At 72.6% G+C, this 24,931-nt stretch carries 23 protein-coding genes; 15 read left to right on the top strand and 8 right to left on the bottom strand.

What is annotated here, in order from left to right; all coding sequences use genetic code 11:
* Positions 1 to 91: 91 nt before the first annotated feature.
* Positions 92 to 688: a DUF5998 family protein gene (locus tag G448_RS0105055; RefSeq protein ID WP_026407114.1), complete on the top strand. Its 597-nt coding sequence runs from the start codon at positions 92 to 94 to the stop codon at positions 686 to 688.
* Positions 685 to 1,953, top strand: coding sequence for an alkaline phosphatase family protein (locus tag G448_RS0105050; RefSeq protein ID WP_026407113.1), 1,269 nt, complete (start codon positions 685 to 687; stop codon positions 1,951 to 1,953). The genes G448_RS0105055 and G448_RS0105050 overlap by 4 nt, the downstream gene beginning before the upstream one ends.
* A 47-nt stretch (positions 1,954 to 2,000) precedes the next feature.
* Here the strand turns inward: G448_RS0105050 and sepH are convergent, their stop codons facing one another.
* A complete protein-coding gene (sepH, locus tag G448_RS0105045) occupies positions 2,001 to 3,179 on the bottom strand; it encodes a septation protein SepH (protein ID WP_026407112.1) in 1,179 nt (392 codons plus the stop codon).
* Positions 3,180 to 3,481: 302 nt separating this feature from the next.
* On the opposite strand from sepH, the gene G448_RS0105040 reads away from it, so the two are divergent.
* The 4 genes from G448_RS0105040 to G448_RS0105025 all read left to right on the top strand — a co-directional run bounded on the left by G448_RS0105040 (position 3,482) and on the right by G448_RS0105025 (position 5,682).
* Positions 3,482 to 3,787, top strand: a complete 306-nt coding sequence (locus G448_RS0105040; RefSeq protein ID WP_026407111.1) for a DUF4193 domain-containing protein — start codon at positions 3,482 to 3,484, stop codon at positions 3,785 to 3,787.
* An 83-nt stretch (positions 3,788 to 3,870) separates the two neighbouring features.
* Positions 3,871 to 4,572: a DUF3710 domain-containing protein gene (locus G448_RS0105035; RefSeq protein ID WP_026407110.1), complete on the top strand. Its 702-nt coding sequence runs from the start codon at positions 3,871 to 3,873 to the stop codon at positions 4,570 to 4,572.
* Positions 4,569 to 4,946: an OB-fold nucleic acid binding domain-containing protein gene (locus tag G448_RS0105030; RefSeq protein ID WP_026407109.1), complete on the top strand. Its 378-nt coding sequence runs from the start codon at positions 4,569 to 4,571 to the stop codon at positions 4,944 to 4,946. Before G448_RS0105035 ends, G448_RS0105030 begins: the two co-directional genes overlap by 4 nt.
* A 4-nt stretch (positions 4,947 to 4,950) precedes the next feature.
* Positions 4,951 to 5,682, top strand: coding sequence for a DUF3159 domain-containing protein (locus G448_RS0105025; protein WP_026407108.1), 732 nt, complete (start codon positions 4,951 to 4,953; stop codon positions 5,680 to 5,682).
* A gap of 22 nt (positions 5,683 to 5,704) precedes the next feature.
* On the opposite strand, the gene G448_RS0105020 is transcribed toward G448_RS0105025, so the two are convergent.
* Together G448_RS0105020 and G448_RS0105015 are read right to left on the bottom strand one after the other, a co-directional pair.
* Entirely contained in the window at positions 5,705 to 6,424 is a 720-nt protein-coding gene (locus G448_RS0105020) for a potassium channel family protein (RefSeq protein ID WP_026407107.1), read from the bottom strand.
* Positions 6,425 to 6,427: 3 nt separating this feature from the next.
* Complete coding sequence (locus G448_RS0105015; RefSeq protein ID WP_026407106.1) at positions 6,428 to 7,093, bottom strand: potassium channel family protein; 666 nt, start codon at positions 7,091 to 7,093, stop codon at positions 6,428 to 6,430.
* Between the two features lie 58 nt (positions 7,094 to 7,151).
* Between G448_RS0105015 and G448_RS0105010 the strand changes: the two genes are divergently transcribed.
* The 4 genes from G448_RS0105010 to G448_RS0104995 all read left to right on the top strand — a co-directional run bounded on the left by G448_RS0105010 (position 7,152) and on the right by G448_RS0104995 (position 15,541).
* Positions 7,152 to 9,230 (top strand): APC family permease, encoded by a 2,079-nt coding sequence (locus G448_RS0105010; protein ID WP_026407105.1) that lies wholly within the window; start codon positions 7,152 to 7,154, stop codon positions 9,228 to 9,230.
* Positions 9,227 to 10,714, top strand: a complete 1,488-nt coding sequence (locus G448_RS0105005; protein ID WP_026407104.1) for a class I SAM-dependent RNA methyltransferase — start codon at positions 9,227 to 9,229, stop codon at positions 10,712 to 10,714. Before G448_RS0105010 ends, G448_RS0105005 begins: the two co-directional genes overlap by 4 nt.
* 213 nt (positions 10,715 to 10,927) lie before the next feature.
* Positions 10,928 to 13,621 (top strand): aconitate hydratase AcnA, encoded by a 2,694-nt coding sequence (gene acnA, locus G448_RS0105000; RefSeq protein WP_026407103.1) that lies wholly within the window; start codon positions 10,928 to 10,930, stop codon positions 13,619 to 13,621.
* A 423-nt stretch (positions 13,622 to 14,044) separates the two neighbouring features.
* Entirely contained in the window at positions 14,045 to 15,541 is a 1,497-nt protein-coding gene (locus tag G448_RS0104995; RefSeq protein ID WP_245572184.1) for a dihydrolipoyl dehydrogenase family protein, read from the top strand.
* Between the two features lie 44 nt (positions 15,542 to 15,585).
* Here the strand turns inward: G448_RS0104995 and G448_RS0104990 are convergent, their stop codons facing one another.
* Entirely contained in the window at positions 15,586 to 16,179 is a 594-nt protein-coding gene (locus G448_RS0104990; RefSeq protein ID WP_026407101.1) for a YbaK/EbsC family protein, read from the bottom strand.
* 5 nt (positions 16,180 to 16,184) lie between these two features.
* On the bottom strand, positions 16,185 to 16,838 hold the full coding sequence (locus G448_RS0104985) for a GNAT family N-acetyltransferase (RefSeq protein ID WP_026407100.1): 654 nt from the start codon (positions 16,836 to 16,838) through the stop codon (positions 16,185 to 16,187).
* Positions 16,839 to 16,904: 66 nt separating this feature from the next.
* On the opposite strand from G448_RS0104985, the gene G448_RS15140 reads away from it, so the two are divergent.
* On the top strand, positions 16,905 to 17,420 hold the full coding sequence (locus G448_RS15140) for a tRNA (cytidine(34)-2'-O)-methyltransferase (protein ID WP_051268631.1): 516 nt from the start codon (positions 16,905 to 16,907) through the stop codon (positions 17,418 to 17,420).
* A 77-nt stretch (positions 17,421 to 17,497) separates the two neighbouring features.
* On the opposite strand, the gene G448_RS0104975 is transcribed toward G448_RS15140, so the two are convergent.
* Positions 17,498 to 18,268: an SDR family oxidoreductase gene (locus G448_RS0104975; RefSeq protein WP_026407099.1), complete on the bottom strand. Its 771-nt coding sequence runs from the start codon at positions 18,266 to 18,268 to the stop codon at positions 17,498 to 17,500.
* Complete coding sequence (locus G448_RS0104970; protein ID WP_026407098.1) at positions 18,265 to 18,840, bottom strand: YbhB/YbcL family Raf kinase inhibitor-like protein; 576 nt, start codon at positions 18,838 to 18,840, stop codon at positions 18,265 to 18,267. Before G448_RS0104970 ends, G448_RS0104975 begins: the two co-directional genes overlap by 4 nt.
* A gap of 225 nt (positions 18,841 to 19,065) precedes the next feature.
* On the opposite strand from G448_RS0104970, the gene G448_RS0104965 reads away from it, so the two are divergent.
* The 4 genes from G448_RS0104965 (at position 19,066) to G448_RS0104950 (ending at position 23,149) form a co-directional block, all read left to right on the top strand.
* On the top strand, positions 19,066 to 19,890 hold the full coding sequence (locus G448_RS0104965; RefSeq protein WP_245572183.1) for a hypothetical protein: 825 nt from the start codon (positions 19,066 to 19,068) through the stop codon (positions 19,888 to 19,890).
* Positions 19,887 to 21,554: a Y-family DNA polymerase gene (locus tag G448_RS0104960; RefSeq protein ID WP_026407096.1), complete on the top strand. Its 1,668-nt coding sequence runs from the start codon at positions 19,887 to 19,889 to the stop codon at positions 21,552 to 21,554. Before G448_RS0104965 ends, G448_RS0104960 begins: the two co-directional genes overlap by 4 nt.
* A gap of 198 nt (positions 21,555 to 21,752) precedes the next feature.
* Complete coding sequence (locus G448_RS0104955; RefSeq protein ID WP_026407095.1) at positions 21,753 to 22,460, top strand: SatD family protein; 708 nt, start codon at positions 21,753 to 21,755, stop codon at positions 22,458 to 22,460.
* Positions 22,457 to 23,149, top strand: a complete 693-nt coding sequence (locus tag G448_RS0104950) for a hypothetical protein (protein WP_026407094.1) — start codon at positions 22,457 to 22,459, stop codon at positions 23,147 to 23,149. The genes G448_RS0104955 and G448_RS0104950 overlap by 4 nt, the downstream gene beginning before the upstream one ends.
* Before the next feature lie 73 nt (positions 23,150 to 23,222).
* Here the strand turns inward: G448_RS0104950 and G448_RS0104945 are convergent, their stop codons facing one another.
* Positions 23,223 to 24,710, bottom strand: a complete 1,488-nt coding sequence (locus tag G448_RS0104945; RefSeq protein ID WP_026407093.1) for an amino acid permease — start codon at positions 24,708 to 24,710, stop codon at positions 23,223 to 23,225.
* Between the last annotated feature and the right edge of the window lie 221 nt (positions 24,711 to 24,931).

Raw genomic sequence — 24,931 nt, 5'->3', positions numbered from 1 at the left:
TTCCGGGCCGGCGCCATGGCGGGAGTCCCGGTGCGGGGGTCTTCTGGGAGTCCCCGCCGATCGTGTCGCAGGTCGATGGCATGATCGTCCTATGAAGTGGACTACGCAGGCCCGATCCGACGACGCCGCCTCGACGCCCCTGGCCGAGGAGGTGCGCCGCGCCGGCTACTATCCCGACCTCGTCCTGGGCGCGCTCGACGTCGCCGTGGCGGGGGAGGAGGTCGTCGTCGACCTCGTCCAGTCCGAGACCACCTTCGACGACGCGGTTCACCGCCACCTGACCGTGCTCGCCCTGACCTCCAGCCGGCTCATCATCGTGCACGTCGATGATGTCCCGCGCGAGGACGGCCGGCCGGGTGCGGTGGCCACCAGCGAGGCGGTGCCCATCGCCCGCATCTCCTCGGTGTCGCTGACCCGGGGCGTGCTCGAGCCCGCGGACGACGGCGGGCGGCTGACGGAGATGACGATCGCGATCTGCTGGGGGGCCGTGCGACGACTGGATCTCGAGCCGGCGACCTGCGGCGATCCGTCCTGCGAGGCCGAGCACGGGCTGACGGGATTGTCCATGCCCGACGACATCGTCATTCGCGTCGCCGCCGGGGTCGAGGGCGACGCCGCGCTGATCCGCGCGGACCGTTTCGCCCGAGCGCTGTCCGAGGCGACCGCTCAGGTCGCGGCGCGCGCATGAGGCCGCACCTGCGTCAGGTCCTGGGCGCCGCGGCGGTGGGCGCGGGGCTCGTCCTGGGCGACCCCGGCTCGCCCGGTGCGCTCTCCGACGCCCAGGCGCGCGACGCGGCCGTGGCATGGGGCCTGCTGACCGATGACTCCACCGGCGGAACCGCCCCGACCGTCCTCGTGCTCGTCGATGGACTCGGCCTGGAGCTGCTGCGCGAGCGCCTGGGACATGCGCCCGTCCTGCGGTCCTGGCTCTCCGCGACTCGATCGGGCCCCGGTCCCGGCCCCTCCGCGCGCACCTGCACGCCCTCGACGACGGCGGCCGCGCTGACGACGCTGGGCACCGGCGCCCTGCCCGGGACCACCGGCATGGTCGGATACTCCGTACTCAACCCGATGCTGGGGGGGTCCCTCCCCGCCGGCACGACTCCGCACCCCGACCAGAACCTGAACCTCATCACCTGGGAGGGTCGCGCCCCCGACCCCAGGGCCTGGCAGGACGTTCCCACCATCTTCGAACGCCTCGAACGCCTCGAACGCGGTCCGGACCGCTCCCGCGCCGCCCGGGAGGGCGGCGCGCCCCTGGCCGTGACGATCGGCCCCGCCCGCTTCACCGGCTCGGGACTGACCCTGGCCGCCCTGCGCGGGGCCCCTCATCTGGGCGCCGACCGCCTCGAGTCCCGGCCCGGGCTGGCCGCCGAGGCGCTGCGACGGGGCACCCCCCTGGTCTACCTCTACGTCGGTGAGCTCGACCACACCGGTCACAGCCACGGATGGCGCTCCATGCGGTGGCTCGAGCAGCTCGAACGCCTCGATGCCGCCATGGCCGAGCTCGCGCGCCGGGCTCCGGCGGGTACGCGCATCATCGTGACCGCCGACCACGGCATGGTCGACACCGGTCCGGACCGGCGCATCGACCTCGCCGCCCGCCCCGCCCTGGCCCGCGACGTCGTCGCGGTGGCGGGCGAACCGCGCTTCACCCATCTCTACGTGCCCGGGTCCGATCCGGCCATCGCCGCCGAGGTCGCCGAGCGATGGCGCGACGAGCTGGGCGAGCGGGCCCTGTGGATCGGCACCCGGTCCCGGGCGGCGCGGCACCTGGGACCGATCGGGCAACGGACGGCCGGTGTGCTGGGCGATGTCCTGGTGGCGATGAACCAGGAGTGGGTCGTGGTCGATCCGCGCGTTCACAGCGAGTCCGCCATGGCCATGCCCGGCGTGCACGGCTCCCTCACGGACGCCGAGACGTCGATCCCCCTGCTGGTGACCGGAACCTGACTCGGCGGCGCTCGGGGCTATGCCTCACGCCGTCCATCGCGCGCCCGTCACTCGGGCTTGGCCCCGAAGACGATCTCGTCCCAGGACGGGACGGATCGGCGCGAGCGCTTTCGGGACCTGGGCGCGTGCGCCGCCGACCCGGACGACCTGTCGGAGAGCGCGTCCCGTTCCGCCCGCTCCTCCACCTGAGCCGTCGGCATGGTCGGGGCACTGTGGACGGATGCCGCCGCCTGGGGCGACGTCGGGGTGGGCGGAGCGGGGGACGCCGCGCTGGGGGCCGACGCGCGGCGCCTGGCGCTGGCCGCCGGCCCCACCGCGGCCCTGCGGCGATCGGACATCGATACGATCTGCGCCTGGCCGCGCGGGGACGTGAGCGGGGCCGCGGGCTCCCCCTCGTCCAGATCCTCGAACGGAGGCTCGACCTCGAGCCTGCGTCCACGGCTGGAGGCCAGATCCGCCAGGAGCGCGTCGGTCGACGTGTCCTCGAGGTCGGCGTGCGCCTCCTGCTCCGGCTCGCCGGCCTCCGCAGCGGGCGAGAGGGCCGAGGAGGCGGCCGAGTCCGCGGGCGGCGGAACCGGACTCACCGCGGTCGGTGCCGAGGACGCCGAGGCGCCCGAGACGGGCGAGTCCTGATCGAAGACCGCCGAGCGGCGGGGGGCCGCGGCGGCCTCCGTGAGCCACCTGGCCTCCTCGTCCAGCGCGCTGACGGAGCGGGCGGTCATATCCAGCTCCCAGCGGGCGATCTTGGCCTGCGCCCCCTGGGCGAAGGCGAGCGTCACCTGCCAGGGGTCGCGGCCCTCGCGCAGCGCGTCCCACTGCAGGCTCGTCGGCTCCACTCCCCGCGTGGCCAGGCGGTCCACGACGAGCTCCCCGAGAACGGGGGAGTCCTTCTCCCAGCCGATGCGGCAGGCCTGGGCCTGACGGACCGCCCACGCCCTCTCGGCCAGGACGGGGCCCTCGAAGCGGCGCACGTGGTCGACGTCCATGCCGGTGGTGGTGGCGACCTCCTCGGCGCTGGCGCCCGCCCGCATGAAGGCCTGCAGCTCCCGGGGCCGAACGGTCGATCCCGGAGCCGGCGGCTCGACGACCTGGGACAGCGCGGCCGGACGCGCACGGCGCACGGCGGCGCGCAGGGCGTCATCGACGACGATGCTGTAGCGTTCACCCCCGTCGTCAGTCATGACGACGGTGTCACCGTTGGCGCCCAGCAGCTCGAGCTCGATCATGGGGGTAGGCCTCCTCGTGTCCGTCGTATAGGCTCAGCGTGCCATCCCCGCCACTCGAGCCGCGGGAGGTCGCCCGGTGTGCCATGGACCGTCGTGGGAGTCTGTTCGCCCTGAGCCCTACCGCAATGCCGTTGAGCCTGGTTCACGTGTCCGGTACGCGGTGCTATGGTGCGCGTGCCCTGCTCGGAGGGACCGCTCCTCACTGGTCTTCGGTCCAATGGTCGGTCCCGGCGGAGCCACGAACCGCCCGAGAGCCCGATCGAGTGCCGTCGACGAGAGAAGACGAGAGAAAGTGACAGGCCATGGCGACCGACTACGACGCCCCGCGCAAGAACGACGACGAGCCCGAGTCCGACTCCATCGAGGAGCTTACCGCCCGACAGAAGGACCAGTCCTCGGAGGCCATCGAGGAGGATGAGAACGAGGTCGCCGAGGGCTTCGAGCTGCCGGGGGCGGATCTGTCCCGCGAGGAGCTGAGCGTTCACGTCGTCCCGCAGCTGGAGGACGAGTTCACCTGCTCCGAGTGCTTCCTGGTCCATCACCGCGGCTCGTTGGCCTATATCGACGAGGCCACCGGTTTGCCGGTGTGCACCGACTGCGCGGGCTGACGAACCGGCGCATCGCCGGCGGCTCCGCCGGCCCGGACATCCGCCCCACCCTCAGAGCGTCACACCCCGACAAGGAGATCCTCATGGGACTGTTCTCCCGTCGCCGCAGCGGCGACGCGAGTGAATCGAGCGCCATCTCGGAGGGCGCCGCGTCCGAACCAGTCGAGGCCGGCACCGGTCCCTGGGACGCGGCCCGTGCGCCCGAGCGACCGGGGGCCGTGGGCCGGATCGACCTGGGCTCCCTGCACGTCCCGGCCGTGGACGGAATGCAGATACGCCTGGAGAGCCCCGGGGGGGCGGGTCAGGAGATATCGGCCGCCGTGCTGGTCCTGGCCGGCTCCACGCTCGAGCTCCGCGCCTTCGCGGCGCCGCGCACCACCGGCATCTGGGACGAGCTGCGCGAGGACATCGTCGCGGAGCTGGACCGCGCCGGGGCCCGCTTCGAGGTCGAGGAGGGCGAGCACGGTCCCGAGATCCTCGCGCACGTGCCCGTGCGCACCCCCGATGGCAGGGACGGCACGGTGGCCGCCCGCTTCATCGGGGTGGATGGTCCGCGCTGGTTCCTGCGCGGCGTGCTCCAGGGCCCCGCCGCCACCGACGAGGCGGCCTCGCGAGTACTGCGCGAGGTCTTCGCCGACATCGTCGTCGTGCGCGACGGCGCCGCCAGGCCGCCGAGGGAGATTCTCCCATTGCACGCGCCCGGGATCAGCGCCGCTCCCGCCGCCGAGGACCTGCCCGGCCTCGAGCCCCTCGAGCCCGGGCCGACCATTGCCGAGGTGCGATGAACCGTGCGCTTCACGTCCTGAGGGACCGGTTCTCCGGACTGCGCTCCAGTCGTGAGGACATCGACGCCCTCGACGAGGCCACCTCCGCCAGACGACGGGGGACCATGCCCGTGGGGGAGCTGCGCGCGCGCCGCCGGTCGGAGGTCTCGGGCGTTCTGCGGGCCATCACCTTCAGGCCGTCCACCGACAAGCCCGTCCTGGTCGGTCAGCTCTTCGACGGCACCGGTTCGGTGGACCTGGTATGGATCGGACGCCGATCGATCGCCGGGATCCGTCCCGGTACGCATCTGCGGGCCGAGGGCATGGTCGTCGCCGGCCACTCCCGCCCCACGATCTACAACCCGAGCTATGAGATCCTCGCACCCGGAGCCTGAGCCCGTGAGAACCGATGCCCCCCGCGCGGCCGCCGGTCTCGGCGCCCTCGACTCCGACCGCTTCGACGCCGCGGCCGCGGTCGGAGGCTGGCGCGGCGCTCTGGAGTCCGCCGGCCCCGCACTCGTTTTCGTCATCATCCTGGCGGTGGCGCCGACTGCGCTGCCCACGGCTCTCACGGCGTCACTGGTCGTGAGCGCCGTGGCCCTCCTCGCGCGGCTCGCCCAGAGCTCCCGACGACGGAGCCTGAGGCAGGTGGCGGGCGGCGCGCTGGTGGCGGTGGTGAGCGCCGCGTGGGCCTGGCGCAGCGGACGGGCGTCCGACTTCTACGCCACCGGGCTGGTCATCAACGCCGTGTGGCTGGTCATCTGCCTGGGCTCCCTGCTGGTGCGCCGGCCGATCGTCGGCGTGCTCATGGAGTTGTGGCGCTCCACGTCCGCGACGGCCGACGGCGGCCGGGGAACCGGGGATCGTGGGCGCCGGCGCACCGATCCGGATCCGGCCGGGACCCGGAGGCGCTACGTCGTCGGCACCGGCGTGCTGACGGCCATGTTCATGCTGCGCCTGCTGGTGGAGGTGCCGCTCTACCTGGTGGGCGAGGCCGCCGTCGGGGCATTGGGCGTGGCCCGAATAGTGCTCGGCCTGCCGCTGTTCGCCCTGTGCCTGTGGTTCGTGTGGCTCATCGTGCGCCCCGCCCCCGGGCGCCCGCGCCCGGACGAGGGGCGGGAGCGGCGCTGACCCCGGGGGAGGGGCGCGGGACTCAGCTCATGGTCGCCGGGTCGTTCCCGGGCGCGAGGTCCGCCTCGGGCTCGTCCGCGGCGGTGAACAGCTCGGGGATCTCGGACAGCGATGTCTCCCCCTCGCGCGCGGTGAGGAACAGCAGCTCGTCCCCGCGCTCGAACCGCTCGTCCCCATCGGGGTTGATCGGACGGTAGTCGCGCAGGATGGCGGCCAGGACCGTGTGGGGGGGCAGCTCCACCTCGCTGACGAGCTCCCCGATGACGGGGGAGTCGTCGGGCAGGGTGAGCTCGTGCATGAAGGCGCCGGACTGGTGGAAGGTGAACACCGAGACCAGGGAGCCGACACTGACCGCCTCCTCGACGAGCGCCGTCATGATGCGGGGCGTCGAGACGGCGACGTCCACGCCCCAGGTCTCGTCGAAGAGCCACTCGTTCTTCGGGTTGTTGATGCGCGCCACGGTCCGGGGCACGCCGTACTCGGTCTTGGACAGCAGCGAGGTCACGAGGTTGGACTTGTCGTCGCCGGTGGCGGCGACGACGACGTCGCACTCGCCCGCCCCGGCCTCGGCCAGGGCGTCGACGTCGCACGCATCGGCGAGCTGCCAATCGGCGTCGGGCACGGAGGCGATGCGCATGGCGTCGGGCGAGCGGTCCACGAGCGTGACCTCATGGCCGTGGCTGATGAGCTCGCGGGCGATGGAACGGCCCACGGAGCCGGCACCGGTGATGACGATCTTCATCGTTCAGATCTCCTTCGCGGGCGGGCGGGACAGCGTGCGCTGCACGGCGACGAGTCGCTCGGTCGCGACTGCGAGGTGGAGACGATCATGATCCTGGAGCACCGTCGTCGGTCGTGGAACGAGCGCCGTCGACCCGCGGGAGATCCACGCGACCCGCACCTCCAGACGCTCCTCGATCGCGGAGATGGTCATGCCGACCCAGGCGCTGGAGACATCGGGCTGGACCAGGCCCACGGTCCCGGAGACATCGACGATCTCCCGCGCCGTGCCGCCGGGCAGGATCCGGCGCATCATCTGCTCCGCCGTCTGACGCACCGTCGCGACGGTCGGAATGCCCAGACGCTCGTAGACGTCGGCCCGCCGGGCGTCGTAGATGCGGGCCACGACGTGCTCGATGCCGTAGAGCTCCCGGGCGACCCGGGCGGCCACGATGTTGGAGTTGTCGCCGTTGGACACCGCGGCGAAGGCGTAGGCCTCGTCGATGCCCGCCTGCTCCAGGGCGTCGCGGTCGAAGCCCACACCCTTGACCTTGCGGCCGTTGAACTCGGCGGGCAGACGCCGGAAGGCGTCGGAGAGCTGGTCGATGATGGCCACGGAATGGCCCATGCGGTCGAGATGAGTGGCCATGGAGGCCCCCACGCGGCCGCAGCCCATGATGACGAAGTGCACGGTGGAACCGTACCCCCGACCTTGGACGTCGCGGAACGCGGACGTACGATTCGATGTCGTGCGTGATTTCGCAGACCGTGTCAAGCGGCTTCTCGTCGGGCGCCCGGTGCCCAGCCGAGCGCTTGGCGAGACTCTCCTGCCCAAACGGATCGCTCTTCCGGTCTTCGCCTCCGATGCCCTCTCCTCGGTGGGGTACGCCCCCGATGAGGTGCTCATCACCCTGGCGGTGGCGGGCGGCGCGGCCACGATGGTCTCGCCATGGGTGGCGCTGGCGGTCGTCGGCGTGCTCGTCGTGGTCGTCGCCTCCTACAGGCAGACCGTTCACGCCTACCCCTCCGGCGGCGGCGACTACGAGGTCGTCTCGACCAACCTCGGGCCGAATGCCGGGTTGCTCGTGGCGTCCGCGCTGCTGAGCGACTACGTCCTGACCGTCGCCGTGTCCGTGTCCTCGGGGACTTCCTACCTGGCCGCGGCCGTGCCCTGGGCGGAGGGGCACAAGGTCGAGATCGCCCTCGGCATCGCCACCGTCCTGGCGCTGCTCAACCTCCGCGGGAGCCGTGAGTCGGGCAGCGCCTTCGCCATCCCGACCTACCTGTACATGGCGGCCATCGGCGTCCTGGCCGTCGTCGGCCTCATCCAGGAGGTGACCGGCACGCTCGGGCGGGCGGAGAGCTCGGCGTACGAGATCCTCACGCAGGGCGGGTGGGATCAGGGCCTGACCGGCCTGGCCGGAGCCTTCCTCGTCCTGCGCGCCTTCTCCTCGGGGTGCGCGGCTCTGACCGGCGTCGAGGCGATCTCCAACGGCGTTCCCAGCTTCCAGCGCCCCAAGTCCCGCAACGCCGCCACCACGCTGCTCATGCTGGGCACGATCGCCGCCCTGATGCTCATGAGCATCATCCACCTCGCCGGCGCCGTCGGCATCCACATGGTCGAGAACCCGGCCACCGAGCTGCTCAGCAACGGCCGGCCGCTCGGCAAGGACTATCATCAGGACCCGGTCATCGGTCAGATCGCCGCGACCGTCTTCGCCGACTTCAAGCCGATGTTCTACCTCATCACCGCCGTCACCGGGCTCATCCTGGTGCTGGCCGCCAATACCGCGTTCAGCGGCTTCCCGGTTCTGGCCAGCGTGCTGGGCCGCGACGAGTTCCTCCCCCGTCAGCTCTCCCAGCGCGGAGATCGCCTCGCCTACTCCAACGGCATCATCGTGCTGTGGCTGGGGGCGGTCGCCTTCATCATCGGCTTCGACGCCAACACCAACCGGCTCATCCAGCTCTACATCGTCGGCGTGTTCATCTCCTTCACGCTGTCGCAGATCGGCATGGTCCGTCACTGGACGCGCGCGCTGACCACCGCCACCGATCCCGGGGCGCGCCGCCGCATGCACCGCTCCCGCGCCATCAACGCCATCGGCGTGGCGGGCACCGGGCTGGTGCTGCTCATCGTGCTGGCGACCAAGTTCACCCGCGGAGCCTGGCTCACCCTGACCATCATGGCGGTCCTCTGCCTGGTGATGAGCCGGATCCGGCGCCACTACCGCCGCGTGAGCGACGAGCTGGCGATCTCCGACCTGCACGACGCGCGTGTGCTGCCCGCCCACGTCCACGCCATCGTCCTGGCCTCGCGCCTCCACCAGCCCACCCTGAGGGCCCTGACCTACGCCCAGTCCACGTACCCGACCTCCATCGAGGCCGTCACCGTGGACACCGGCGACGGCGGAGCGGACGGGCTCCTGGACGCCTGGGAGGAGGCGGAGCTGCCGGTGCCCCTGACCATCCTGGACTCGCCCTTCCGGGACATCACCCGGCCCATCGTCAACTATGTGCGCTCGGTGCGCCGCGAGTCCCCGCGCGACCTGGTCGTCGTCTTCCTGCCCGAGTACCTCGTGCGCCACTGGTGGGAGCAGATCCTCCACAACCAGACAGCGCTGCGGCTCAAGACCGCCCTGCTGTTCACTCCCGGAGTGGTCATGGCCTCGGTGCCCTGGCAGCTGGGCCTGCCCGGCGAGACCCACATCCATCGCGGCAAGCGCGCCCGGACGGCCAGGGGCATCGCCGACGCCGACGCCGCCGTCCGCCGCGAGGATCGTCATCGCCGCCGGCCCGCCGGCGCATCCGGACCGGGAGAGGCCCCATGAGCTCCAGTTCTTCTCGGACCAGCCGGCCGAGCCGTCGGCGACACGGGGCTCCCCATCGGCCCTCGGCACGGGTTCCGTCGTCGCGGGACGGGGCCGAGGAGCTCGTTCTGCGGGTGGGTCCCCCCGCCCACGGGGGGCACTGCGTGGCCAGGCCCGTCGACGACCCCGCCGGCCGCGTCGTCTTCGTCCGCCACAGCCTGCCGGGTGAGACGGTGCGCGCCGTCCTGACCGAGAGGAGCGCCAGGATCTGGCGCGCCGACGCCATCGATGTCCTGTCCCCCTCCCCGGACCGCGTTCGTCCCGCGTGGCCCGAGGCCGGGCCCGGGGGAGTCGGCGGCGGGGAGCTCAGCCACGTCGCCCTGCCCGCTCAGCGCACGTGGAAGCGATGGGTACTGGCCGACTGCCTGCGGCGCATCGGCGGCGAGGAGGTCGCGGAGGCGGTGGCCCGGCTGCCCGAGGCGACCGGCGCGGGGGCGGTGCCGGTCGAGGCCATGCCGGGCGAGGCGGTGGCCGAGTCGAGCGACGACCCGCGCGTGCGCCGGCGGGCCGGCACCGGCACTCGGACCAGGATCGCCCTGACCGTCACCGACGACGGCCTGGCCGGTATGCACGGTTTCCGCTCGGGGCGGGTCCTGCCCGTCTCCTCCCTGCCACTGGCCGACCCGGCGATCCGCGACCTCGGGCTGACCGAGCGCTCCGCGTGGCGCAGGCGCTACCGTCCGGGCATGCGCGTCCGGGCCGTCGCGCCGGGTGCCGGCGAGCCCGTGGTGCTTCTGTCCGACGAGGAGGGGAGCCGGGTCCTGACCGCAGCGGGGCGGCCTACGGGCCGTCGACGCGTCGAGGAGGTCATCGACGCCACCGGACTGGGGCTGGGCGAGCTGCGCTACAGCGTGCACGCCGAGGGCTTCTGGCAGGTCCACCGCGAGGCCGGCGCCGTCCTGATGGACCGGGTCGTGCGCGCCGCCCTGTCCGAGGCGCCGACGGCGGCCGGAACGCGAGCCGATGACCTGCCGCTGGATCCCGGTGCGCTGGCGGGCACGCGCGTGGTCGAGCTGTACGCCGGCGCGGGGCTGTTCACGCTTCCGCTGGCGGCGCTGACCGGGACGGTCCGCTCGCTCGAGGGCGAGGGGCGCGCCGTGCGCGACGCGCGCCGGACCCTTCACGCCCGGGAGGGGGCCCGCCTTCTGACCGGCAGGGTCACCGCCGCCGGCGTGGCGGAGCTGGGGCGCTTCACGTCCGGCGCGCCGGGCGCCGACGCCGTCGTCCTCGACCCGCCGCGCCAGGGCGCCGGCCGCGAGGTCGTGGAGGCCGTCGCCGCCCTCGGCGCGCCTCGCGTGGTCATGGCGGCCTGCGACCCGGCGGCCGGCGCCCGGGACCTGGGACTCTTCATGAGGACCGGCTACCGGATCGCCGCCATGAGCGCACTGGACATGTTCCCCCACACCCACCACTTCGAGACGGTCTGCGTCCTGGAGCGGGAGTGAGCCCGCGCCCCGAGCCCGCCCCCCCCGGGGGGGCGGGTGCTCACCGGGGACGCGGACGGCCTCGCCCACCGAATGCATGCGGACGGCCTTGCGTAAAGCGGGCGCTCGTCGTGCTGTGTTGACGCGAGATAACGCGGTGCCGGATACGGTATCGGTCGAGTCCGTCGCGCATCCCCGCTAAGACGACGGGAGCCGCAGAACAGGAGTGACGCCTTGGCCAGTATCGACACCTTCCGCTCGCGCGCCACCCTGGACGTGGGCGGACGCTCCTACGAGATCTTCCGCCTCGACGCCGTTCCCGGACTGGAGCGCCTGCCCTACAGCCTCAAGATCCTGGCCGAGAACCTGCTGCGCACCGAGGACGGGGCCGATGTCACCGCCGAGCACGTGCGGGCGCTGGCCTCCTGGGATCCCGGAGCCGAGCCCAGCACGGAGATCCAGTTCACCCCCGCCCGCGTCATCATGCAGGACTTCACCGGTGTGCCCTGCGTCGTGGATCTGGCCACCATGCGGGAGGCCGTCGTCGACCTGGGCGGGGACCCCGAGAGGGTCAACCCGCTGGCTCCCGCTGAGATGGTCATCGACCACTCCGTCCAGATCGACTCCTTCGGCCTGTCCTCCTCCCTGGAACGGAACAAGGAGCTGGAGTACCGGCGCAACGCCGAGCGCTACCAGTTCCTGCGCTGGGGGCAGGGGGCCTTCTCCAACTTCCGGGTGGTGCCGCCGGGCACCGGCATCGTCCACCAGGTCAATATCGAGTACCTGGCCCGCATCGTCTTCACCCGTGAGCTCGCCGGTGCCGTCGGGGACTCGGGCGCGGTCGTCCAGGCCTACCCCGACACCTGCGTGGGCACCGACTCCCACACCACCACGGTCAACGGCCTGGGCGTGCTGGGCTGGGGCGTGGGCGGCATCGAGGCCGAGGCGGCCATGCTCGGGCAACCCGTGTCCATGCTCATCCCGCGCGTGGTCGGCTTCCGACTCACCGGTGCCATCCCGGCCGGCGCGACCGCCACCGACGTCGTGCTCACCATCACCCAGATGCTGCGCGATCACGGGGTGGTGGGCAAGTTCGTCGAGTTCTACGGCGAGGGAGTGGCCGCCGTGCCTCTGGCGAATCGCGCCACCATCGGCAATATGAGCCCCGAGTTCGGCTCCACCGCCGCCATCTTCCCCATCGACGACGTCACCCTGGACTACCTGCGCCTGACCGGCAGGGACGATGAGAGGATCGCCCTGGTCGAGGCCTATGCCAAGGCCCAGGGGCTGTGGCACGACCCCGCGCGCGAGCCGGTCTACTCCGAGTACCTGGAGCTGGACCTGGCGACGGTCGTGCCCTCCATCGCCGGCCCCAAGCGCCCCCAGGACCGCATCGAGCTGAACCACGCCAAGGAGAACTTCGAGGCGGCTCTGCCCGCCTACGCGGCCGAGGCGTCGAAGCCGGCACCGGTCACCCTGGCCGATGGCACCGAGACCGTCCTCGACCACGGGCACGTGGCCATCGCCTCGATCACCTCGTGCACCAACACCTCCAATCCGAGCGTCATGGTGGCCGCGGGGCTCCTGGCCCGAAACGCCGTCGCCAGGGGACTGACGAGCAAGCCGTGGGTCAAGACCTCCACGGCCCCGGGCAGCCAGGTCGTCACCGACTACTACGCCAAGGCGGGGCTGTGGCCCGCGCTCGATGCGCTCGGCTTCAACGTCGTGGGCTACGGCTGCGCCACCTGCATCGGCAACTCGGGTCCGCTGCCCGCGGAGGTCTCGGAGGTCGTCAACGACGCCGATCTCGCCGTCGTCTCGGTGCTGTCCGGCAACCGCAACTTCGAGGGGCGCATCAATCCCGACGTCAAGATGAACTACCTGGCCTCCCCGCCGCTGGTCATCGCCTACGCCCTGGCGGGCACGATGGACTTCGACTTCGACACTCAGCCGCTCGGGCAGGACGGCGACGGCAGGGACGTGTTCCTCGCCGACATCTGGCCCGACCCCGCCGAGGTGCAGGCCACCACCGACGCCACCATCGATCGGGAGATGTTCGTCTCCGACTACGCGGACGTCTTCGCCGGCGACGAGCGCTGGCGGGGCCTGCCCACTCCGCGGGGCACGACCTTCGCCTGGGACGAGGAGTCCACCTACGTGCGCAAGGCCCCCTTCTTCGAGGGCCTGACCATGGAGCTCACCCCCGTCCAGGACATATCCGGGGCCCGCGTGCTGGCGCTTCTGGGCGATTCCGTGACCACCGACCACATCTCGCCGGCCGGCGCCATCAAGGCCGACTCCCCGGCCGGCCGCTATCTCGCCGCCCACGGGGTCGCCCGCCGCGACTTCAACTCCTACGGCTCGCGCCGCGGCAACCACGAGGTCATGATCCGCGGCACCTTCGCCAACATCAGGCTGCGCAACCAGCTCCTCGACGGTGTCGAGGGCGGATACACCCGCAACTTCCTCACAGGCGAGCAGGAGTCGATCTTCGACGCCTCCCGGGCCTACCGGGCGGCGGGCGTGCCGCTGGTGGTCCTCGGCGGCAGGGAGTACGGCTCGGGCTCCTCGCGCGACTGGGCCGCCAAGGGCACCGCGCTGCTGGGCGTCAGGGCCGTCATCACCGAGTCCTTCGAGCGCATCCACCGCTCCAACCTCATCGGCATGGGCGTCGTCCCGCTGCAGTTCCCGGCCGGGGAGTCGGCGGCGAGCCTGGGCCTGGACGGCACCGAGACCTTCTCGATCCGGGGATTGACGGCTCTCAACGACGGCGTCACCCCGCGCGCCGTCGCGGTCAGGGCCGAGAAGTCCGACGGCTCGGTCGTCGCCTTCGATGCTGTCGTGCGCATCGACACCCCCGGTGAGGCCGACTACTTCCGCAACGGAGGCATCCTGCAGTACGTGCTGCGCCAGCTCGCCGGCTCCTGAGATTCGCCGACCGCCGGACGCCTCCCATGGGGCGGGGCGGACGCGACGAGCCGGGCGGGTCGGCGACGCCGTGAGGATGACCCGCTCCGCCCGGCACGGATTCGTGGACATCGAACTGCGCGGGGCTTCGCGACGGGCGCTCCCGGCGATGTGAGTTTCACAACGATCGTCGACTCCCTGGATGCGGCACTGGCCGCTCCGGGGCGGCCGCCCGTCTGAGGCTCGTATGAGTGGACGCCGAGGGATAAGACTGATCGATGGCCGATTGGGAGGGGCCGAGAGCGGCGGGCGCCCGCCGCCCCGTCCCCGGAATCGCGATGGGAATGGCCTGGCCGGGACGGAATAGCGATCTCACGCCCCTCGTTGGGCCGGTGTCCGGATCACTCGTGATCACTCCAAGCGGCATCGCGGAAGGAAGCACTCATGTCAGCGTTGTCATCGCCCACCCCCTCCAGCTCCCGGATCGCATCCCACAGCGCCGCCGTCACCGATGGTTCTGCCGGCGCAGCGGGAGCCCCGGTCGAGGAGGTCGACCTCCTCGTCGTCGGAGGCGGGAAGGCCGGCAAGTCCTTGGCGATGCTGCGCGCCAAGGCCGGTGACAAGGTCGTCATGGTCGAACGGGACAAGGTGGGCGGCACCTGCATCAACGTCGCCTGCATCCCCACCAAGACCCTCATCTCGGCCGCCCGGGTCCTCCACGAGGTCCAGGGGGCGGGTACTGACGGCGTCACCCTGCCCGAGCAGGCCGGCGGCGCCGACGCCCTGGCCCGGGCCCGCATCGACCTGGCCTCCTTCCGCGCCCGCAAGGAGGCGGTCGTGGGTGGCATGGTGGCGGCCCACGAGACGATGTTCCCCGCCTCCGGCATGGACTTCGTCAAGGGCACCGCCCGCTTCGTGGGGGAGCGCACCGTCGAGATCGCCCTGAACGACGGCGGCCTGCGGCGCGTGCGCGGCGCCAGGGTCCTCATCAACACCGGCACCACGCCGTCGGTCCCCCCGATCGAGGGCCTGGCCGACGTGCGCTACTGGACCAGCGAGGACCTGCTCACCCTGCCCGAGCTGCCCACCGGTCTCGTGGTCCTGGGCGGCGGCGTCATCGGCGTCGAGATGGCCTCCCTCATGGGGCTCCTCGGCGTGCCGGTCACCATCGTCCACGCCGGGCAGCACATCCTGGACCGCGAGGACGACGACGTCGCCGCTGAGGTGACCGCCGGCCTGGAGGCCCTGGGTGTCACGGTCCTGGCCGGCGCGCGCGCCTCGAAGGTCGCCGCCGTCCCCGACGGGCAGGGCGTCGTCGTCACCACCGCCGACGGGCGCGAGGCGACCGGCTCCCACCTGCTTCTCGCCCTGGGGCGCACCCCCGTCACCGCCGGTCTCGGCCTGGAGGCCACGGGTGTGGAACTGACCGAGCGCGGCTTCGTGCGCGTTGACGACCACCTGCGCACCACCGCCGAGGGCGTCTACGCCGCGGGTGACGTGGCCGGCACGCCCCAGTTCACCCACGCCTCCTGGAACGACTTCCGCGTTCTGCGCGACCTCTTCGCCGGTAAGGAGGCCTCCACCTCAGGGCGCCTCATCCCGTGGGCCGTCTTCACCACGCCCGAGCTCGGGCACGTGGGCCTGACCGAGGCCGAGGCCCGTCAGGCCGGCTACGAGGTGCGCGTCGCCAAGACCCCGACGGCGGCCGTCCCGCGTGCCAAGACCCTGGGGCGCACCGAGGGCTTCCTCAAGATCATCATCGACGCCCGCACCGACCTCATCCTGGGCGCCGCGATCATCGGCGCCGAGGCCAGCGAGGTCATCACCAGCATCCAGATGGCGATGCTGGGTGGCCTGAGGTGGCAGCAGGTGCGCGACGCCGTCATCACCCACCCCACCATGAGCGAGGGACTCAACATCGTCCTGGACTCCCTGGGCTGAATCCTCTGGCCGGGGCCTGCCTGGGCGGGTTTTCCCGGACCTGCTCAGGCGGGGCGCACCCCCAGGTTCTCAACGCGCTCGGCCCCCGGAAGCGCCACCAGCAGCGCCCCGGGAACCAGGAGCTTGGAGCGACGCACGCCCGAGCCGATGAGCACCGTGGCACGGCCCGCCACGGCGCTGTCGATGAAGAGCCTCCAGTCCTCGGGCAGGCCGACCGGCGTGATCCCGCCGTACTCCATGCCGCTCATCTCCACGGCCCGCTCCACCGGCAGGAACGAGGCCTTGCGCACGTCGATGCGCTTCTTGACGACGTGGTTGACGTCGGCGAAGTCGGGCGCCCGCACGACGCAGGCGGCGACGCGCTCCTCGCCCGTGCGCTTGCCGGCCACGAGCACGCAGTTCCCGGTCGCCTCGGGATCCAGATCGTAGTGCTCGTTGAGCGCGTCGGTGTCGGAGTACTGCGGGTCGATCGCAATCACCTGAGCCTGGCGGGCCAGGCGCGCGCCGTCGGGGGAGGAGTCCTCCAACGCGCGCAGCGCGGCGGCCACGGGGTCGGCGAGCAGGTCGGTGCGCTCCAGCGCCGGCTGCCAGCCGATCTCCGCGGCGAAGAGCTCGGCCGGATCACGCAGATCAGTCATTCCTCTCATCCTTTCGATGACGTGGAGCGCCTCTCGATGCGCTCCACCAGACGGGTCCTGACTCCGGGCCACTGCGTCGGGGTGATGGCGAACATGGCCGTGTCGCGCGTGCGCCCCTCCTCGCCGGGCGCCAGGGAGGGCTGCCAGGCGCGCAGGACCCCCTCGAAGGTCGCGCCCAGCGCCGCGATCGCGCCGCGGGCCACCTCATTGCGCGCGTCGGTCTTGATGTCCACGCGGTCCACGCCCCAGTCCTCGAGGGCCTGCGTGAGGAGCAGGAGCTTGGCGGCCGGGTTGACGGCGGTGCCGCGGACTGCCGGTGAGAGCCAGGAGGAGCCGATCTCGACGGCGAAGAGCCTCCCGTCCGGCATCCACCGCGGCGTCAGGTAGGCGGTGTGCCCGACGAGACGGCCGGTGGCCACCTCGACCTGGGCGAAGGGCGCATAGGTCCCCGTGTCCCGACGGGCCAGGCTGCGGATCACGTAGTCCTCGACCGTCTCCGGCGTCGGCACCGTGGCGAAGGGGCTCGTCGCGGCGGCCTCGGCGGCCTGCCGCAGCCCCGGCACGTGCCCGGGCGCAAGCGGCTCGAGACGCACGACATCACCGGCCAGCGCACCGCAGGTCAGGATGGGGGAGGGGGCGTGCGGCAGGGCGGAGCTCATGCCCCGATCATGGCAGCCGCAGCGCGGCCGTCGTCGGGAGCCTCAGCATGTGGTCTCATTGTCCCCGTGCTGCACGTGATCTTCTTCTCCCCGCGCATTCCCGGGAACTCGGGGGCCGCGATCCGCCTGAGCGCCAACACCGGCTCCATGCTCCACCTCGTGGACCCTCTGTTCGACATGGACGACGCCAAGCTGCGCCGCGCCGGCCTGGACTACCACGACCTGGCCAGCACGCGCGTCCACGCCACCTGGGAGGAGTGCCTGGCCGAGGTCCCCGGGAGGATCTTCGCCTTCACCGCTCATGTGCCGCGCCGCTACACCGAGGTCGACTGGCGGGACGACGACGCTCTCCTATTCGGCCCCGAGCCCACCGGCCTGCCCGAGATGATCATGGCGCACTCCCGCGTCACCGACCGCGTCCGCATCCCCATGGTCGCGGGCAACCGCTCCCTGAACCTGGCCAACTCCGCCGCCGTCGGTCTGTACGAGGCGTGGAGCGCCCTCGGCTTCCCGGGTGCAGCCGAGGGGACTGAGGGGCACCGAGGGTCCGCCGCCGGCGCAACGCGCCCGGTGGCGTCCTGACCCGGTCTCCTCGGACCCCTCGGCCGAGCCCTCGACGCGCGAGGGCTCGACGTCGACCGCGGCGCCCCCGGTCCGGGTCAGAGCATGTCCGCGGGTCTGATCGACAGGTCCTCGACCGCCGCGTCGATCGGCATGTCCACGGCCAACCGGATCGTGGCGGCGACCGACGTCGTCGCCATGTGGTCCTCGGCCCGGTACCGGTGGGTCGTGGATCCCTCGGCGCGCAGGCGACGGGCCCTGTCCCGGTGAAGCCGTCTCTGCATGGGCGTGTCCACCCTGCCGGGGTAAATGGTCGTCACGCGCACTCGGCCGCGCTCCTCCTCGCGCAATGCGTCCGCTAGTGCCTTGAGCCCGGCTTTCGCCGCGCAGTACAGCGCCTGCTCCGGCCAGGTCCGCAGTCCCGCACCGGAGTTGATCATGATGGTCAGCCCGCGCGCCTCGCGCAGCGCGGGCAGCAGCAGGCCGGTCAGGTGGGCGACGGCGACCAGATCCAGATCCAGAACGCTGCGCCACTGCGCGGGGGAGAGCTCCTCCAGGGGCCCGGCGGCCTCGATGCCCGCGGAGTTGACCAGGACATCGAGCTGAGTGAGTCCGAGTTCGCCGATGGTGACGGTCAGCGCCTCGTCATCGGTGAGGTCCACGGCGCAGGTGCGCACCCTGGCGCCGCTCTCCTCGCTCAGGACCGGGGCGAGCTCGTCCAGGTCCGCGGCCGTGCGCGCCAGGAGGACGAGGTCGTGGTCGGCGGCGAGGTCGCGCGCCGCGGCCAGCCCGATGCCCGAGGTCGCGCCGGTGATCAGCGCCAGGGGGCGGCGCTGGTGCCGTCCGGACTCGTTGTGGAAGGTGCTCACCGCGACTCCTGCAGGAAGGGGGCCGTGCCGGGGGCGCCGGGGCGCGAGTAGGTGGCGGTGAGCGTGGCGCGAGCGATGCCGTGCGCCGAGCAGTGGAAGGCGACCACCGCCGGAGTGGCCTCGTCGTCCAGGCCCAGGGTGTCCACGTCCAGGGCGTGCACCGCGAAGACGTAGCGGTGGTCGCCGTCGCCCTCGGGAGGATAGGGGCCGGACCAGGCGTGCGATCCCGAGTCGTTGGCGGAGTGGAAGGCGGCGCCGTCGAGTCGGAGGTCGGACTCCCCCGCTCCTCGGGGCAGGCAGGAGACCGAGACGTCGAGGTCCTGCACCGTCCAGTGCCACCACCCCGACGGGGTCGGGGCGTCGGGGTCGAAGCAGGAGACGATGAAGGATCGCGTGGCCTGCGGGAAGCCCGACCAGTGCAGCTCGGGGGAGATGTTCTCGTCCAGTGCGGTGAATCGGTCCGCCATGCGCTCGCCGTCCACGAGATCCCCGGACTCCAGCGTGAAGGCCGGCAGGGGCGGCAGCAGGTCGTAGGGGAAGGGCGAGCGCGGACGCGTCAGGTCAGTAGTCACGGAAGGCCTCCGGTTCTGTTCAGGTCCGTAGTGGGATATGAGAACGAGCACACCCACTGTAATCGCCGCACCTGGCAGGAGCCCGAGAGCCACCGGGGAGGGCCCGGCCCGGACTCCGCGTGTCGGTGGGCGGCGCTATTCTCGCCCATGAGTCGAACATGCGTTCGATGGTGCGCGAGAGCGGGATGAGAAGAGGATCCGGCGAGGAATCGGAGGGGAGCGGCCATGCGATTGACGGCCACCGAGCGGCTCGCCGCTGCCCGCACCGCTCTGATGCGCGCTGAGAGTCGTACGGGCCTGGCGGACCGGACCTCCCGAGACATTCGGCGCATCGCGGCCCGGACGCCCGCCTCCTCCCGGAGAGGGGCTCACCGGTCGGATCCCCGGCTCGCTCCGGGGGCGGACTCGGCGGGGGCGCTCACCATCACCGGTTCGACGAGCGTGCTCCTGGCCGCGGCCGCCCGTCGGCAGGGCTCTCACGGCTGGTGCGCCGTCGTCGACGCCGAGGGCATCGGCTGGTGCGCCGCGTCGGAGTGCGGGCTCGCGCTCGATCGCGTCCTGGCGGTCCGGATCGCCGAGGTCGCTCCTCGTGCCCTCCTCGCCGTCATCGGCGCCCTCCTGGACGGCGTCGACGTCCTTCTCCTCTCCTCGCGGTGCTCCATCGCCCTGCGGGTCCGGGATCACCGTTCCCTGACCGCCCGTGCGCGCGAGCGCGGCGCCCTCATCCTCACTCCGGCGCCCTGGGAGGGGGCCCGGGCCCTGGACGCCATGCCGCAGAGCGCCCCGCAGCGGGACGAGCGCGGCGCCCGGCTCCCCGAGGTCCTCCCCCTGCGCCCCCGTCTGCGTGCCGGTGCCGCCCCGCTCCCCCCGGCGCCGATCGCCCGGGAGATGCCCGAGGGGCATCTGCATCGCCTGAGCTGGCTGCTGCGAGAATCCGTCGGAGCAGGTCCCTCCCGATCGCTCCATCTCGATGCCACGGGGGTCGACCTGCGGGACGCGGGCGCCGAGCCCTGGTCCGATTCCGCCACCGCTCCCGGGGTGGGCGCATGACCCCCTCGACTCCGCGTCTTCTCGCCGTCTGGGTTCCCGACTGGCCCGTCGTCGCCCTCGGGCTCGAAGCGGGCGGGCGCAGTCGGCCGGGCGCTCCGGCGGGGCGGGAGGACGTGCCGGACCCGGCCCTGAGCCCCGTCGCCATCGTTGACGGGCGCGGCGTGATCGCGGCCTCCGCCCCCGCGCGCGCCGCGGGCGTCACCGCCGGCATGAGGGTCCGGGTCGCTCGCGCCCTGTGCCCGGCTCTCGCCGCGATTCCCTCCCGGCCCGACCGCGAGGCCCGCGGTTTCGAGGTCGTCATGGAGGCCCTGGGCGACCTCCTGGCCGATCCGCTCGTCGCCCGCCCCGGCCTGGCGCTGTCCGGCGCCCGCGGTCCCGCCGCCTGGGCCGGCGGGGAGGAGGCGCTCGCCGCGGCCCTCGTCGAGGCCGTGGCCGAGGGGGCGGGTGCGGAGTGCCAGGTCGGCATCGCCGACTCGCTGCTGGGCGCGGTCCTCGCGGCGCGCGAGGGGGTCGTCGTCCCTCCCGGGCGGGCGCCAGAGTTCCTCTCGTCCTGGCCGTTGGAGGCCGTCCTGACGGCCCTGTTCACGCGTCGTTCGCGTCGGGAGGCCCGCGGGCTGCTGGAGGTCCTCTCGCGCCTGGGGCTGCGCAGCCTCGGTGACCTGGCGGCCCTGCCGTCCCGTGATGTCGCCGCGCGCTTCGGCCCGGCGGGGGAGCTGCTGCACGCGCTCGCATCCGGCACCTCCTGGCGGGTGCCGCGCGCACGGCGCCCGGAGCGCGACCTCACCGTGGAGATGCGCCTGGATCCGCCCGTCTCGCGGACGGATGCCGCCGCCTTCGCCGCGCGCGCAGTGGCCGAGGACCTCGCGACTCGGCTCGCGGCTCACGGCCTGACGGTGGGGCGCCTGCTCGTGGAGGCCCGCTGCGAGGACGGCGCGCGCCTCGCCCGCTCCTGGATGCTCCAGTCCGCTCCCACCCCCGCCGAGCTGACCGATCGCGTGCGCTGGCAGCTGGAGGGGTGGCTGTCGGGGCGCTCGGGGCACCCACCCGCCGCCCCACTGGAGCACATGCGTCTGAGCGCCCTCGAGCCGTCCCCCGCCGGAGCGGCTCGGGCCGGACTGTGGCCCTCGCCCGGGGAGCAGGGGGAGCGCCGCGCCCATCGGGCGGCCGAGCGCGTCGAGTCGCTCCTCGGAGGAGGCGGGGTCGGCAGGCCCCTCCTCGTGGCCGGCCGGGATCCGCGTTCGCGTGCACGGATGATCCCCTGGGGGGAGCCGGTGCCGACCGCCGGCTCCGACGGCGCCGATGCGCCCTGGGAGGGATCGCTGCCGGTTCCCTCCCCGTCGATCGTGCTGACGCGCCCCGTCCCCGCCGTGCTAGTGGATGCCGGGGGCGGGGAGGTCGTCGTGGATCGGCAGGGGCAGCTGAGCGCCGTGCCCGCGAGGCTGGAGGTGGAGCGGGCCCCGTGCGAGGGGTGGGGAGGAGCCGGCGACGGGTGGGAGGAGAGTCGGCGAGTCGTGTCCTGGGCCGGTCCCTGGCCCGTGGACGAGGGGTGGTGGCGCCCCGAGGGGGCGTCGCGCAGGGCCTACCTCCAGGTGGTCGCGGACCTCGGCCCGCCGCTGCTGCTCGTGCGCGCAGGACGTTGGTGGCTCGATGCCGTCTACGACTGAGGGCCCGTGAGGCTCTCGTCCCGTTTCCGGGGTCCGTCGCCGATGCGCGCCCCAACCGCACCAACCGCGCCCCACGCGATGAGCCGCTCGAGTCGTCGGCTCATATCCGTCGGAATACATGTGAAGGACTTGAGATGGCACGACGTTCCTCAAGCAGAATACTTGTAATCGATGAAATACGAGCATTATCCTTGATACGTGCACATTTGCTACGCCGTCATCGCCGACATCGTGGGCTCGCGAGATCTCCCCGACCGCGATCGAGCTCAGCAGATCTTCCTCGACGTCCTCGCTCGTGCCGGTGAGGGGCTCGACCTTCTCCGGGGCCCGTACGCGACCGTTGGCGACGAGTTCCAGGCGGTCGCGCGCGACCTCGGCACGGCTCTCACGCTCACCCTGCGCGCCCAGCTCCTCCTCCCGGATGCCCTGTCGCTGCGTTTCGGCGTGGGCGCGGGGGAGATCCGGGAGGTGGGGGCCGGCGCCGCCGCCGTCCAGGACGGCTCCGCCTGGTGGCTGGCGCGGGAGGCCATCGACTCCGCGCACGCCGCCCAGGATGCGGGACTCGACTTCGTCCGCACCCGCGTGCGCCTGGGCGCGGACGCGCTCGACGGCGCGGCGCGGCGCACGGATGACCTCCGGCGGGAGCATGAACAGGTCGCCAACGCGATGCTCACGTTCAGGGATCAGGCGCTTCAGCGGATGCGCGACCGACCGCGCCGACTGATGGGACGACTCCTCATGGGCGCCACGCAGGTCGAGGCTGCCGCTGCCGAGGGCGTGACCCAGTCCGCCGTCTCGGCGTTGGCGCGGGGCACGGGCGCAGGGCTGCTCGCGGCCCAGGCCCTGTTCCCCGCGGTGGCGGGCGACGGGGGCGCGGGGCCGCGGGGGACGGGGGCCTCCCGGTGACCGCTCTGCTGACCCTCCTGCTCGGCATCATGGCCGTTCTCGCCCCCGGGGGCGCGGACCGCCCCGTCCTCCGGCGCCGTGCTGCGCCCGAGCTGGTGACGGCGCAGATCGTTGTCCTGGTCGTCGGGGCGCTGCTCGGCGCTCTCGTGCTCGGCCTGCCGTGGTGGCAGACCGCCGCGGCGATTCTGCTGGCCGGCCTGTGGAGCGTCCTGGCCCGGCTGGTCGTCGGTCCCCGTGCGAGTCTCGGGTGCTGGGGCGCCGTCCTCGCCGTCGTCGCCCTGTGCGCGGCGCTTCAGGATGAGCCGCAGGCCGCCGCCCGGCGCGCCGCCGACCTGTGCCAAGGGGCGGGCTGCCTCCTCCTGCTGACGACGCCCGCCAATCGCCTCGTGATCGACCTGCTCGCGGTCGCCCGCGGGCGGACGAGGGCGAGCGACGCCGCGGAGGCGGACGGTGACGCCCCTCTGCGCGGAGGGCGCTGGATCGGGCCCCTGGAGCGGATCCTTCTGCTCCTGCTCGCCTCCGCGGGCGCGCACCACACCGCCATCGCGGCGGTCATCGCCGCCAAGGGCGTCGTCCGCTTCCCCGAGATCAGCCGGGACGAAGGGGGCGGCAAGGCCGAGGAGTTCCTCATCGGCTCCCTCGCCTCGTGGACTCTCGCCGTTCTGGCCGCTGCGCTCCTGATCCGTTGAGAGCTGCTGAGAGCCGCTCGTCGAGGGCGCGTCGGCGCCCCGCGCCCCGGTGAGGGCATCGGGAGCCGGGAGCTCAGCCCCGCCCGAGCTCCGCCGTCGCCGGATCCACCTTCGGGGCCCGCGTCACCAGCTTGTGGCCCCACCACAGGGCGAAGAACACCGGCACGCCCACGTAGGACATGAGGATGTCGCCCAGGGGCGTCCCGGAGGTCGCCGGCTCGTAGGCCTGCCCCACGATGATCGCCAGGCAGGCGGCCAGGGCGACGACGGCCCCCGCGGGGAAGAAGCGCGCCCGGTACGGCAGCTCGTCCAGGCCCCGCCCCTGCGCGCGCATGGCCATGCGGAACTTCCAGTGGCACCAGGAGATCCCCGCCCAGGTGATGAATCCCGCCAGGGCCGAGACGGTCAGCAGCAGCTCGTAAGCCCGTCCATCGCCCACCAGGGACGTCAGGAAACCGGCCAGGCCCACGAGCGTGGTGGCCAGCAGGGCGTTGAGCGGTACCTGGTGGCGGCTCAGCCGCGTCAGGAAGCGCGGGGCGTGGCCGCGCTCGGCCAGGGCGAAGAGCATGCGGGTCGAGGAGTACAGGCCGGAGGTCCCCGCCGAGAGCACCGAGGTGAGGATGACGGCGTTCATGAGGCTGGCCGCCCCCAGTACGCCGGCGCGCTCGAAGATCAGAGTGAAGGGGCTGATCGAGATGTTCTCCTCCGAGGTGTTGAGCAGGTTCGGGTTGGTGTAGGGGATGAGGAAGCCTATGACGGCGATCGCCCCGATGTAGAACAGCAGGATGCGCCAGAAGATCGTGCGGATCGCCCGCGGGATCGTCACCTCCGGGTGGGAGGCCTCGCCGGCGGCGGTGCCGATGAGTTCGGTGCCCTGGAACGAGTAGCCGGCCACCAGGAGCACCAGCAGGATCCCCTCACCGCCGCCCACGAAGGGGGCCTCGTCGACCGTCCAGTTGCCAGTGCCCGGGGACTCGCCCAAAATCCCGACGATCATGGCCACACCCAGGATGAGGAAGACGACCACCGCCATGACCTTGATGGTCGCGAACCAGAACTCGCTCTCGCCGTAGGCGCGCGTGGACAGCGCGTTGATGCCGAACAGGATGAGCAGGAACAGTCCCGACCAGACGATCGAGGGCACGTCCGGCATCCAGTACTTCATCACCAGGGCGGCCGCCACCAGCTCGGCCGCCACTGTGATCGCCCAGTTGAACCAGTAGTTCCAGCCGATGGCGAATCCGAAGGACGGCGAGACGAAGCGCGTCCCGTACTCGCCGAAGGACCCGGCCACCGGCAGGTAGGCCGCCATCTCGCCCAGCGACTGCATGATGAGCCACACCATGACGCCGATGGCCGCGTAGGCGACCAGCGCACCACCGGGGCCGGCCTGGGAGATCGTGGCGCCCGAGGCCACGAACAGGCCGGTGCCGATCGCCCCGCCGATGGAGATCATGGTGAGATGGCGGCTGCGCAGTGAGCGGCGCAGGCCCTCGGCGGAGGTGGGGTCCTGGGCCGCGGGCCGGTCCGGTTGATCCGTTCGAGCAGTGGGTGTGGTCATGGCGTGTCCCGGGATCGAGGATGTGGGCCGGTCGCGAGCCGGACGCGGGGTCGCGGCTCATGACCGGAGCGGCCCCACCCTAGTCGTGATCAGCGGCGGAGCGGTAAGCATGCCCGAGCGATGAACGGCATCCGGCGGGCGACGCCCCTCGGAGCCGTCGCGCGCCCGCGGGATCGGCCGGCATCGGGATGGTCCGTGCGCCGAACGCGTCGTAGTGTGTA

The organism is Actinomyces gerencseriae DSM 6844 (genome assembly GCF_000429265.1).
Classification (GTDB): domain Bacteria; phylum Actinomycetota; class Actinomycetes; order Actinomycetales; family Actinomycetaceae; genus Actinomyces; species Actinomyces gerencseriae.
This window is presented reverse-complemented; position numbering and strand designations above follow the sequence as displayed.